Annotated in this window: 10 protein-coding genes and 1 riboswitch; of the genes, 4 read left to right on the top strand and 6 right to left on the bottom strand. The window is 38.4% G+C overall.

All coding sequences use genetic code 11. The features are described from left to right. Positions 1-54: 54 nt before the first annotated feature. Positions 55-1,704: a D-xylose transporter XylE gene (gene xylE, locus A9P82_RS05455; RefSeq protein ID WP_066205083.1), complete on the top strand. Its 1,650-nt coding sequence runs from the start codon at positions 55-57 to the stop codon at positions 1,702-1,704. A 24-nt stretch (positions 1,705-1,728) separates the two neighbouring features. Here xylE and A9P82_RS05450 read toward each other — a convergent pair whose 3' ends face one another. The 6 genes from A9P82_RS05450 to A9P82_RS05425 form a co-directional block, all read right to left on the bottom strand. Continuing rightward, positions 1,729-2,610, bottom strand: a complete 882-nt coding sequence (locus tag A9P82_RS05450) for an IS982 family transposase (RefSeq protein WP_066205080.1) — start codon at positions 2,608-2,610, stop codon at positions 1,729-1,731. Positions 2,611-2,782: 172 nt separating this feature from the next. Then, entirely contained in the window at positions 2,783-5,026 is a 2,244-nt protein-coding gene (locus A9P82_RS05445; RefSeq protein WP_066205078.1) for a bifunctional alpha,alpha-trehalose-phosphate synthase (UDP-forming)/trehalose-phosphatase, read from the bottom strand. A 286-nt stretch (positions 5,027-5,312) separates the two neighbouring features. After that, positions 5,313-6,407 (bottom strand): vWA domain-containing protein, encoded by a 1,095-nt coding sequence (locus A9P82_RS05440; RefSeq protein ID WP_066205075.1) that lies wholly within the window; start codon positions 6,405-6,407, stop codon positions 5,313-5,315. A gap of 55 nt (positions 6,408-6,462) precedes the next feature. Beyond that, positions 6,463-7,551 (bottom strand): hypothetical protein, encoded by a 1,089-nt coding sequence (locus tag A9P82_RS05435; protein ID WP_066205072.1) that lies wholly within the window; start codon positions 7,549-7,551, stop codon positions 6,463-6,465. 175 nt (positions 7,552-7,726) lie between these two features. Further along, the gene (locus A9P82_RS05430; protein ID WP_066205069.1) at positions 7,727-8,401 is read right to left on the bottom strand and encodes a thioredoxin domain-containing protein; all 675 of its coding nucleotides are present in this window, start codon (positions 8,399-8,401) and stop codon (positions 7,727-7,729) included. 159 nt (positions 8,402-8,560) lie between these two features. Beyond that, positions 8,561-8,824: a hypothetical protein gene (locus tag A9P82_RS05425; protein WP_066205065.1), complete on the bottom strand. Its 264-nt coding sequence runs from the start codon at positions 8,822-8,824 to the stop codon at positions 8,561-8,563. Positions 8,825-8,898: 74 nt separating this feature from the next. Then, positions 8,899-9,003, bottom strand: a riboswitch (SAM-I-IV-variant riboswitch). A 155-nt stretch (positions 9,004-9,158) separates the two neighbouring features. On the opposite strand from A9P82_RS05425, the gene carA reads away from it, so the two are divergent. From carA to aroQ, 3 genes are all read left to right on the top strand, one after another. Further along, positions 9,159-10,256 carry a glutamine-hydrolyzing carbamoyl-phosphate synthase small subunit gene (carA, locus tag A9P82_RS05420; protein WP_066205057.1) on the top strand — a complete coding sequence of 366 codons (1,098 nt, stop codon included), beginning with the start codon at positions 9,159-9,161 and terminating at the stop codon, positions 10,254-10,256. Positions 10,257-10,617: 361 nt separating this feature from the next. After that, on the top strand, positions 10,618-11,283 hold the full coding sequence (locus tag A9P82_RS05415) for an HD domain-containing protein (protein ID WP_066205054.1): 666 nt from the start codon (positions 10,618-10,620) through the stop codon (positions 11,281-11,283). 229 nt (positions 11,284-11,512) lie between these two features. Continuing rightward, the gene (aroQ, locus tag A9P82_RS05410) at positions 11,513-11,932 is read left to right on the top strand and encodes a type II 3-dehydroquinate dehydratase (protein WP_066209632.1); all 420 of its coding nucleotides are present in this window, start codon (positions 11,513-11,515) and stop codon (positions 11,930-11,932) included.

Below are 11,932 nucleotides of genomic sequence, written 5' to 3'. Positions count from 1 at the left end.
AACCACGGCTACAGAAACAACAAAAAACATTCATCCACCAAAAAATAAACTTCGATGGCATTCATCAACACAGGCGGAAGCAACGCTTCGCAGGGTATTCAGAAAAGTAATAATTTTTACATCATATTACTAACATTAGTTGCCACTTTGGGCGGTTTGCTTTTCGGCTACGATACGGCGGTAGTCAATGGTGCAGAGGAAGCGCTTGGGAAATATTTTGTGCAGTCAAAGCCAAATGATTTCTCTTTGTTGACAACTCCATTAATCAATCAATATCGTTGGTTGATGGTCATCGTTTTGTTTATTGTGGCAATTATCATATGCATACAAATGCTCAAATTGTTGGGCAAAAATCGAGGGATAATTGTAAGCGTTATCATTCTCGTTGCATTGATTGTTTGGTCATATTTTTCTGTAAATGAAATAATGCCTTCCGGTGCTGATGCATTGCAAAACATGGCAAATTCCATCAAAGGGTTTATACTTTCCAGCGCGTTGATTGGCTGCATCATAGGTGGCGCTTTGGCGGGAGCGATTTCAAAATCATGGGGAAGAAAGACAGGATTATTCATTGCTGCGTTATCATTTTTATTTTCGGCGATAGGAGCATGGAAACCTGAAGCGTTCAACATTTTCGGTGTGCTGCCCGTTTATTCGTTTGTTGTTTATAGAATTATCGGCGGCTTCGGCGTAGGACTTGCATCCATGATTTCGCCGATGTATATTGCTGAAATAGCGCCTGCAAAAATTCGCGGAAAATTGGTTTCTTTCAACCAGTTTGCGATTATCTTCGGAATGTTGGTTATTTATTTCGTGAACTACGTCATCGCCGGAAAAGGCGATGAACAGTGGCTTACAACGGAAGGCTGGCGTTGGATGTTTTTCTCCGGTGTAATTCCGGCAGCAATATTTTTCATCCTTTTATTTTTTGTGCCAGAAACGCCGCGCTATCTTGCGATGAAAGGCAAAGACGCCTCTGCATTGAAAGTGTTGGGGAAAATAGGCGGCAAAGAAGAAGCACAATCTGTTTTAGATTCTATTAAAAGTACGCTACACGAAACAAGCCGTCCGTGGTTGTCTTACGGTTCGTTATTGATTATCGTAGGTATTTTGCTCTCTGTATTCCAGCAATTCGTAGGTATTAATGTGGTACTTTATTACGCCGGAAATATTTTCCGCAACATGGGTTCTTCCACCGATTCATCTTTGCTGCAAACGATTATTGTAGGTGTTGTGAATTTGTTGTTTACGGTGGTTGCAATTTTTACGGTGGATAAATTCGGTCGCAAACCTTTAATGATAATCGGTTCCGTAGGAATGGCTGTAAGCATGATAGCGCTTGGATTTCTGTTCTATTCCAATAATCTCGGCATTGTTGCCTTAATTTTTATGCTGATATACACGGCGGCATTTGCCATGAGTTGGGGTCCGGTTTGCTGGGTGTTGCTGGCAGAAATTTTTCCCAACAGTATCCGCGGTGCGCTATCCATCGCAGTAGCGGCACAATGGATTGCGAATTGGGTCGTGTCATTCACATTCCCGATGATGAACGATAATGTTGCATTGACCAACCAATTTCATCACGGGTTTGCTTACTGGATTTACGGTGTGATGGCTGTTTTATCTGCATTGTTTATTTGGAAATTAGTTCCTGAAACGAAGGGAAAGAGTTTGGAAGAAATTGAAAGTATTTGGAAGAAATAGTAGTATAACACTCGTGGTGCATTATTAAGCGAGATTAATTTTAATGTTATTGATATTTCTGTTGAAAACAAATTTGTTTAAATATTGAATGGTCGTGAGTGCTGTTATTTTAGCAAGTATTCTTGTTTTAAAACCATCAAAAGATTTTGCATAATTACGCCTAATCATAAATTGGTCGCATAACTGTGAAAACAAGGTTTCGATTCTTTTGCGATATTTTCTGAAAAGGTAGAACTGCGGCTTATAATCTTTCTGATTGATTCTTTTAGGCACTTCCAATTCAATATTTACTTCGTTAAACAAATCCAATTGTATGCTTTGAGAGAGATAGCCTTTGTCAGCGAGCAAAGTACAATCAGTGATTTGCGATTTAATATCTTGCAGATAATGAATGTCGTGAACAGATGCAGGCGTTATATCAAAACTTTGGAAAACTCCGCTAACAGAACACACGGCGTGTAATTTATAGCCGTAAAAAGGTAAGTTCTGCGAAGCGCAGAAACCTCTGTCGGGAAAAGCATCATCATTTTCTTTACAGATTTTACTTCTGGAAGAACGTGATATTTTACAGACTTCCAAAGGCATACTGTCTACCACAAAATAGTTTTCAAAGTCATTAAATTTCTGAGCCATTTTCTTTCTCAAACTTTCTATGTAAGGAAAAAGTTTGCGCTTTCTTCTGTTATAAACACTACGTTCTATCTTGGATGCAATGCCAAGTTCTTCTATTTCTCTGAAAAGTTGTCGTTCCGAGTCAATGGATTTGAACTCTGCCAGAATGACTAAACTTATCAACTCTATGTCGGACAGCTGAGGTCGTATCGGTTTGTAATACATATTTTCACTTTCTGTGATTTTACGCAATTCTTTTAAAATTAGTTCGTAACTTGCTCTCAGGTTGCTCATAATTGTATTCGACTGGTAATCAATACAATATACGACTATGTAGTCTAATGAGCAACTCTTTTTTATAATGCACCACGAGTGTATAACTATTTTTTTTAGTTTGTCATCCCATAAAGTCTCGCAAACTTTATGGGATGCTTTATTTAAAGTAAGAAATGTAAATGAAAAGGACTCAGATTCTCTTTATCAAAGCATTTTGATTGTACATAGCCAAAGCGTGCAAAAGCGATAACACCATGTATGACGTGTGCAGATTGTACTTTGCAAATGATGCTTCGCTTCCGACTTTGATACTAAAAGCCTGAGGCAGCTTTGCTACTTTGAGGAACATATCCTCATCGGTACGATCGTCGCCGACTGAAAGAATAAAATCATATTTTTTTGACTTGATAATTTTCTCTGCAGCCGAGCCTTTGTTGTTGCCTTTGAATTTTACTTCAATTACTTTATTGCCCATCAACACGTTTAAAGGCAATGCGGCAACGGTCTGCTGAAGTTCCGCTTGCAATTCTTTGGCTCGAACTTGTCCCAATGCAATCTCTACGTTTCGGTAATGCCACGCAATTGAAAATTCTTTTTTCTCGATAAATGAACGCGGACATTTTGCCACGTATTTATCCATAATGTCTTCTACTTTGTGCATCCACTCTGTTGCACTGGTCAGTCCTGAAGTCGCGCGCCAACCATTGTTTCCGGTGCGTATTTTGGCACCATGTTCAGCTATTAGTCCCAATGACGGCAGATGACCAAGCCAGCGTTCAAGCGTTTCTCCATCTCTGCCGCTGATGATATAGACATCGTTTTGCGGGTCGCGGGAAAGCTGCTCTAATATTTGTAGTAATTCTTCTGATGGCACGGCTTCTGACGGTTGTTCGGAAAATGGTGTTAAAGTGCCGTCGTAATCGAGTAGTAATAATCTTTGCGAAGCATCTACGTAGCTGCTTAATAAGTTGGCTTTGCTGATATTATCGAGAAATTTCACTTCAAATTTTAATTGTAAATCTTTGATAGAATTAAGTTGTGTAAAGAAATCTGTTGCCCACGCATTTACATCATATTTTTTTATTCTGTTTTGCATGGTGGTTATTCTCTGCGATTGTTCTTCGGGCTTCATTTCAAGTCCGTATTTTATCATCGTGGCAATTTCCTTGTTGTCGTTTGGATTGATTAGCAACGCTTCGGACAATTCTTTGGCAGCGCCGGTCATTTCGCTTAAAATAAGAACGCCCAGTTTGTCTTTCCGGCTCGCAACAAATTCTTTTGCCACGAGGTTCATACCATCGCGTATAGGTGTTATCAATGCCATATCACAGGCGGTGTATAAGGCAATTAGCTGTTCAAATTTTAAATGTGCATATTGATACAAGACGGGCTGCCAGCCAATGTTTCCAAGGCGGCTGTTGATATCGCCAATGTATTCGTCTATCATTTGCTTGCTTTCAATATACTTGGAAATGGAATCGCGCGAGGGTACTATATTTAGTACAAAAATTACTTTCTCCTTATAATCGGGATTATCGAGCAGAAATTGTTCGTAACCGGTTAAGCGTTTGTAAATGCCTTTTGTATAATCAAGTCTGTCCACAGAAAAAATCAGCTTTTTATCTTTTTTTAAATCAAGATATTGCTTTCGTATGGCAGCTATTTCAGGCTTGTCATAAGAGTTGAAAAACAAATCAAAATCAATGCTTACCGGGAATGCGTCTATTTTAATCTGCCGGTTTTCCCAAGCGACATTTTGCCCATTGGCTTCAATTTTTAAAATGGTTTCGAGGCAAAATAAAAAATGCGAAGCATAGTCGAGTGTGTGAAAGCCTATCAAATCGGCGCCAAGCATTCCGGTCAATATTGCGTGCTGCCATTGCTTTGGAATGACTCTGAACAATTCGTATGACGGAAACGGTATATGCAGAAAGAATCCGATAGTAAGTGAAGGTTTTTTCTTGCGCAATATCCCGGCGAGGGGCATCAGATGATAGTCGTGAATCCAAACTACATCGCCGTATCTTAGCTGTGGCAGCAGCGCATCGGCAAACATTTCGTTTATTTCCATATACGCATCAAAGTGCGTTTGATCGTAGTTGGCAAACGATGCGAAATAATGAAACAGCGGCCATACCAGCGAATTGGCAAAGCCGTTGTAATATAATTCATATTTTTCTTCTTCTACAAAAATGGGAAGATAGTCGTAATTTTTATTCTCAAGCTTGTCGATGGCACTTTCCCAAATTTTCTTGCTGCAATCAGGAATTCCTACCCAAAAGGTCTGTGTGAAAGAAGATTGATTGTCTGCTTTCAAATAAGTATTAATGGCAGAAATTAATCCGCCGGACGATTGTCTCAGTACATAGCTATTATTTTTTTGTTTAATAGATAAAGGCAACCTGTTGGATACCACAAATAATCGGTTACGCATAGTTTAAAAGATTTTTCAGACTTGACCGATATGGTCGTGATAATAATGGTTAAGCCGACGCTAAATGATAAAAGATGGAGTATGCCGACCTGCGATTATTGCGAAGTTAATAAAAAATAGTGAAGTTTCCGAATGTGAAGCGCTTGCTTGCATACGTAAGCGCGTGAACACAAAGCTGAATACTTATGGAAATGTATAAAACACTAAAAGATGTTAATTGTACACAATGAAAGTAAGGAGCATAATATATTTGGTTGTTTTATATGTGTATTCTGTTGAGTAAAAATCAATATACTGTTTTCCTTTTTCCACTTTCAAAATCTTTGAAGATAAAAGAGCCGAGATTGTCGAGCGTAGCGAAGTAAGCTTTACCATTGTTCATCTCGGTAAATTCGGTTACAAAGGCTTGCAGATACGGGTCGGAAGCAATCATAAAAGTGGTAATGTCAATCTTCAGCTTTTTGCACTGTGCTGCAAGACTGATGCAGCGGTTGGTAATTTTCCCGTCTAACCCGAACGCATTTTTATAGTATCGTCCATTGATTTTAAGACAAGTAGGTTTACCATCGGTAATCATAAAAATTTTCTTATTGGCATTTTTACGGCGGCGGAGAATATCCATTGCCAATTCAAGTCCGGCAACAGTATTAGTATGATACGGACCGACTTGGAGGTAAGGCAAATCGTTTATATCAACCGTCCACGCATCGTTGCCGAAAACAACAATATCGAGTGTGTCTTTCGGATATTTTGTAGTGATTAATTCGCTCAACGCCATTGCTACTTTTTTCGCTGGCGTAATGCGGTCTTCGCCATACAAAATCATAGAATGAGAAATGTCAATCATCAACACAGTTGATGTTTGCGCCTTGAAACTCGTTTCGCGAATTTGCAAATCATCTTCATGCAACGAGAGAGATTCTGCACCATGTCTTATTTGCGCAGAGCGAATGCTTTCGGTAAAATCTATTTGTTCCAGTTTGTCGCCGAACTGATAATTGCGTATGTCGGAATTTATTTCATCGCCGCTGCCCGTTTTCTTTGTGCTATGTTCGCCCTGTTTTGATTTTTTCAGCTTGTTGAAAACCTCTTCGAGGCTGCGTTGTCGAATGCTTTGCTTGCTCTTCGCTGTCAATGACATTTCGCCGGACAATTCATTTTCTTTCAAATAGCCCTTGTCTTTCAGGTCTTGAATAAAATCGCCCATGCCGTAATTATCGTTGGTAAGATTGAAGTACTTATCCAACTGATTCATCCATTCCAATGTTTCCTGCACGTCGCCGTTGGTATTGGGTAGTAGTTGCATAAAAATATCAAGCAACTGTTCAAACTTGCTTTTACTTTCGTCGGAAATAAATTGGGAAAATTCAAAACCTATCATTTCTAAAAATTGTTGTATAAAGGTACGATAATTTTGATGCGAATGTTGTTAAGATTTATTCGCCGTTGCCTTTGGCAAGTTTATCGTCGCTGTCCAATGGCTGGCTGTATATAAATAACTTTCCGTTGCTGGTTGCCACTTCATTTTCGCGAATGCTTTGTCCCATATCTGCCGGGTCGTTTCCGCCGCCGAGCAGCCATTTCCCCTTTGTATGCTTGATTTGAATACCCGCGATGGAAGCGATGTTCAACCCGAAATCGGTACAGTTGTTTTTACTGAGATGATAGCGTTTCTTTGCATATTTTTTTGTAAGGTCGAGAATCAAATCGAATTGTTTTTTATCGATAAATTTTCCTACGGCTTCGTCCCAATCGTGCCGGGCATCGTTTTTAAAATAAGACGGTGTGTTTGGGAAAAACGGAGATGCTTCAAGAGGCAGCGATTTTTTAGGGTAAAACCCGAAAGTGCGTTGCACGCTGCTTCCGTCTGCGTTGAATTTTATCAATGTAATAAAAGTATGACCAACATTGCCCGGCAGCTTTATTTTTCTTCGCTTGCCGCGCACGGGCTGTTTTACATGCACAATCACGCCATAAGCGCTTGCGGTCTTATGGTCGAGAAACGGATTGACGATGCTTGAATCTTCTATCGGCTTTGAGCTTTCGCCTCTTTGTTTTATTTTATTGACCAGAACTGTATCGCCGAAAATAGCAATGGCTTCGCCGGATGATGTTTGTAAAATATTTTCTCTCGCTTGTTTCAGTGAAGCATAAAATTCATCTTGCTCTTTGGTTGCACTGTCTGCGTTGAACGATTTTCTTGCTTTCTTTTTTGTAGAAAAATAAAAACATTTTAAAGCCAAAGGATACATTTTCATTTTGGCAAAACCCACAGCCAGCCTGTAATACAGGTTGGATTTACGAACCGGTCTTGATTGGATTCCGTTTAGTGAGTCAAGGGTTTTTTGTACGTCGAGCAATACCGGCGATTGTATTTCAGGTTGGATTTTTGCGATACTTCTGGCGCTGTCGGCAACAACGATTGTATCGTTTTTATACAATGGTTGCGCCGATATTGCAAAGGGTATAAACAGTAAAATTAATTGTATATATATTCTTCGGGTAAAAATAAAATTCATGCTCATGCTGCAAATCGATAAAAGTTTATTGTACACGAACGATAAAGATACAAAACAGAGATTACTTATACAAGTAATCCCTGCTTCTTCGATTTAAAAACGGACTGATTTAAGGAATAATTTTAACCACACAGATACATAGAATTAGAACCACGTTCCTATACGGTTTTATAGTTTAGTATTAAACTTTTTCCAACTGTTTCAGCCTTTGTGCATTTTGATAAACATTCGTCAGCAATTGTCGCACAAAATGTTGCCCGTCGAAATGGTCATACTTGTACGAACGGAAATTATAGTCAATGTAATGATATACAATTTTCCCATCGGGATTGATTACATAATAAGCAGGCAACGAAATATCGCCTTCGATGCCTGAAAGCCAGTCACTTATTTGATTTTCTGAATTATACAAACCGAAGAGTTCTGCGATTTTATTTTCTGTATCGGAAAAAATATGCAGCGAATTTGGTTGATGTAATCCTGCGCTCAACGAACGGATTGTTGCGTTTGTAATGATGGTTAGTTTGCCGCCCATAACATTGATATCGGCTTGCAGGCTTTCCAGAAACAGCCTTTGAATATCTGCATCATTATGAAATATCGGGCGAAATACAAGTACCACCGGCTTTTCGTTATTTAATATTTCATGCGAAGTTGTAAGCTCGTTGAAAACAAATTTTGTTTTATTTTTATTTTTCGGATACAAAACCTTTTCCAGCGGATGATGAAAATAAGGAACGCTGTTGCCCGATTTCAACGGTGTGTAACCGTAATAATTACTGATAGGTTCGCTGCCGTCATCGGTTTTATCGAAAGACCTTACATAATTATTTATTTTAACGGATGTTATTGCCATAATATTTTTGTTTTTTAAAATTGAAGGAATATGATTTGCTTTTCCAAATAACGCTTGCCGCTTAACATCGTGCTTTGGAATTTTGATAAAATAGTATTTACATAGGTTAGATATTAGTCTATAAAAATAATAGACTTTGTGATAAAAATTTTTTGAAACCTAATTCGCATAAACCAAACGGTTATTTTCCAGGCGAACTTTTTGCTGTACACGCAAGCCGTATTTGTTTAATACAATGCTGCAATCAAAATCTCTGTTGAGAAATTCGTTTTTCAACGCAGATAAATAAACACGGCGAATGGTATTTCCGCTTAAACATCGCACCTGCTTGTTGAAGCATTCGACCAACCTGTCGTTGGGCAAAGTTTTGAATTGGGACTGAAACTTTTGCTCTTGTTCCTTTAATAATAATTCTACGTACATCGCAATAAAATTTTAAATGGTTAAAAATAGTATTGCATCAATAAAAACTAAGAAACGTTAAAAAGTCGCGGCTGACTTTTGAACTTTTTTGGTTTTTGAAACCCTCATCGTTTTACCACCGTGGCTTTTCGCGCTCGGTTGGCGTTACAGATTGAATGAGTAACTTCTTGATGCCGGAACAAAAATAGGAACAAATTTTATTTTGCCAAAAAAATATTCTACTTTTTTTATAGACTAATGAAATATTTTATTTCAGGCAATAAATTGAATAACAATTTAAGAGAAAAATTCCCCAAAAATCTGTTCCTTTGCGCAACGAAATTTTTACGAAAAAATGTCCAATTCAATCCCCGCAGTTTTATTGTTAGCCGACGGCAATGTTTTTCACGGAAAAGCATTCGGAAAAATAGGAACCGCCGCAGGCGAAATTTGTTTCAATACCGGAATGACCGGCTATCAAGAAGTATTTACCGACCCAAGTTATTACGGTCAAATATTGATTATGAACAATGTTCACATCGGTAATTACGGAACAAAGAAAACAGATGTGGAAAGCGACACCGTAAAAATCAAAGGCTTAATTGGTCGCAATCTCGAAGATAAATATTCGCGCTACCAAGCCGATGATTCTTTGGGCGACTATTTAATCAAGAACAATATTGTTTCCATTGCAGGTATTGATACGCGCGCGTTGGTTGCGCATATTCGCCATCAAGGTGCGATGAACTGTATCATCTCTTCTGAAATTACAGATATTGAAAAGCTGAAAGAAGAACTCGCAAAAGTTCCGAACATGGAAGGTTTGGATTTGGCAAACGAAGTAAGCACAAATAAAGAATACGAACTTGGTAATCCTGATTCCGATATAAAAGTTGCTGTGCTTGATTTCGGTATTAAGAAAAATATTTTGGACAATCTGGTTGCACGCGGTGCGCACGTGCGCGTACATCCTGCGAAAACGCCGGTTGCGCGTTTGAAAGAATTTTCGCCCAACGGATATTTTTTATCTAACGGTCCCGGCGACCCGTCGTCAATGGATTATGCGATTGCAACCGTGAAAGATATTTTGAAAGAAGATAAGCCTGTGTTTGGCATTTGTCTTGGACATCAGTTGCTGGCTTTGGCAAATAATATTCCTACTTTTAAAATGCACCACGGGCATCGCGGACTGAATCATCCCGTTAAGAATTTAATCTCCGGAAAAAGTGAAATAAGTACGCAGAATCATGGTTTTGCGGTAGATGCGGAAAAAATAAACGCAGCAGAAAATCTCGAAGTAACGCACGTAAATCTAAACGATGACAGCATCGAAGGTTTCCGCATGAAAAATAAGCCGGCGTTCAGCGTACAGTATCATCCTGAGGCAACGCCCGGTCCGCACGATAGTCGTTATTTATTTGATGATTTTATAGAACTGATAAAAAAGAATTAATTCAAAAACTAATAATTATTTGTTTGTTTTAATGGTGTATTAGAAAAGTTATATATTTGCGTTAGCAAACTTTTATTTGACTTTTTTGAAAGTTCAAAAATTTTAGAACGTCAATAGATGAGTTTAGCAACCGCCCAAGTGAGGAGTTGCGGCTTTTACAAAATACAGATTGAGCGTTTGGGCTTGTTTACTAATTGTAATGTGAAGTTTGTGCAGAAGCATGAACTTTTTTTGTGTATGAATATAAAGAATGGTTGCGAAAAGAGCAATGCTTAAAACAACCAACCGCTTTCATAGCGGCTCTTTAAACAACCAAAACGCGCCCCGAAACCGGGGCGTTTTTTTATTTTAATTTTGAATAATGAACAAGAATATTTCAATTGTAGAAACTACGAAATTTTTCGTACAACGAACTTTGCAAAACGCCGAAGGTGGACACGACTGGCAACATATTAACCGCGTATATAAAAATGCTATGAAGATTGCAGAGCAGGAAATCTGTAACAAAGAGATTGTGGCGCTTGCTGCTTTGCTGCATGATATTGCCGACAGTAAATTTCACAACGGCGATGAAGAAATAGGTGCGAAGACAGCCGAAAAGTTTCTGAAAGAAAACAATGTGAATGAAGATATAGTTAATGCCGTCGTCCAAATTATCAAAAATGTCTCCTTCAAAGGGGGAAAAGAAAAACGCAGTTATTCAACTGTTGAGTTAGATATTGTGCAGGATGCGGACAGGCTCGATGCGCTTGGAGCGATTGGTATTGCACGCGCGTTCAATTATGGCGGATTCAAAAACCGGGAAATTTTTAATCCTGATATTCCGCCCGATTTGAATATGGATAAGGAAGCTTACAAAAAAAGTACGGCGCCTACGATTAATCATTTTTATGAAAAACTCTTATTGCTGAAAGATTTGATGAATACCGAAACAGGAAAGCAACTTGCCGAAGAAAGACACGAATTTATGAAATTGTATCTCCGACATTTTTTTGAAGAAGTAGGAGAGAAGGCGTTTGAAATATAGAAACTTAAATCATATAAAAATAAACCACATAGTAACATGGTCTTTGCATAGAAGAATGGAGCGACAAAAGTTGCACGATAGATTTTCATCGAAGAGGAAAATACTATGACATTCATCTCTACACAGAAACGCAATATTAAAATCTCATAGATAATCGATTCTATGTTTCTATGTGGTTTTAAAAATGGTATGGCTTTATTTTTTTACTTTTGACCTGAAAAATTCATTTATGCAAATCGCTATCATCAACGGACCGAACTTGAATTTATTAGGAACTCGCGAACCTGAAATCTACGGCTCGCTTACGTTTGAACAATATTATGAAAAACTGAAAAAGAAATATCCACAGATTGAATTTCATTATTTTCAATCAAACGTTGAAGGCGAACTGATTAATGAAATTCAGCGTGTAGGTTTTTCTTTTGACGGCATTATTTTAAATCCCGGCGGTTATACACATACGTCTGTTGCGCTGGGCGACTGCATTGCATCGGTAAAAACGCTTGTGATTGAAGTACATATCTCCAACGTTCATGCACGAGAAGAATTTCGTAAAATATCGCACGTTTCGGCAAAAGCAAAAGGTACAATAGCCGGACTTGGATTAAAAGGTTATGAGCTTGCCGTGAATTATTTTTCGGAAAAATAA

It is taken from the genome of Arachidicoccus sp. BS20 (assembly GCF_001659705.1).
Classification (GTDB): domain Bacteria; phylum Bacteroidota; class Bacteroidia; order Chitinophagales; family Chitinophagaceae; genus Arachidicoccus.
Note: the sequence above shows the minus strand (reverse complement) of the source record. Positions and strands in the feature narration are given on the sequence as shown.

Coding starts and splice junctions, on each gene's coding strand:
- xylE (WP_066205083.1), top strand. CDS start 55: ATGGCATTCATCAACACAGGCGGAAGCAACGCTTCGCAGGGTATTCAG.
- A9P82_RS05450 (WP_066205080.1), bottom strand. CDS start 2,610: ATGAGCAACCTGAGAGCAAGTTACGAACTAATTTTAAAAGAATTGCGT.
- A9P82_RS05445 (WP_066205078.1), bottom strand. CDS start 5,026: ATGCGTAACCGATTATTTGTGGTATCCAACAGGTTGCCTTTATCTATT.
- A9P82_RS05440 (WP_066205075.1), bottom strand. CDS start 6,407: ATGATAGGTTTTGAATTTTCCCAATTTATTTCCGACGAAAGTAAAAGC.
- A9P82_RS05435 (WP_066205072.1), bottom strand. CDS start 7,551: ATGAGCATGAATTTTATTTTTACCCGAAGAATATATATACAATTAATT.
- A9P82_RS05430 (WP_066205069.1), bottom strand. CDS start 8,401: ATGGCAATAACATCCGTTAAAATAAATAATTATGTAAGGTCTTTCGAT.
- A9P82_RS05425 (WP_066205065.1), bottom strand. CDS start 8,824: ATGTACGTAGAATTATTATTAAAGGAACAAGAGCAAAAGTTTCAGTCC.
- carA (WP_066205057.1), top strand. CDS start 9,159: ATGTCCAATTCAATCCCCGCAGTTTTATTGTTAGCCGACGGCAATGTT.
- A9P82_RS05415 (WP_066205054.1), top strand. CDS start 10,618: ATGAACAAGAATATTTCAATTGTAGAAACTACGAAATTTTTCGTACAA.
- aroQ (WP_066209632.1), top strand. CDS start 11,513: ATGCAAATCGCTATCATCAACGGACCGAACTTGAATTTATTAGGAACT.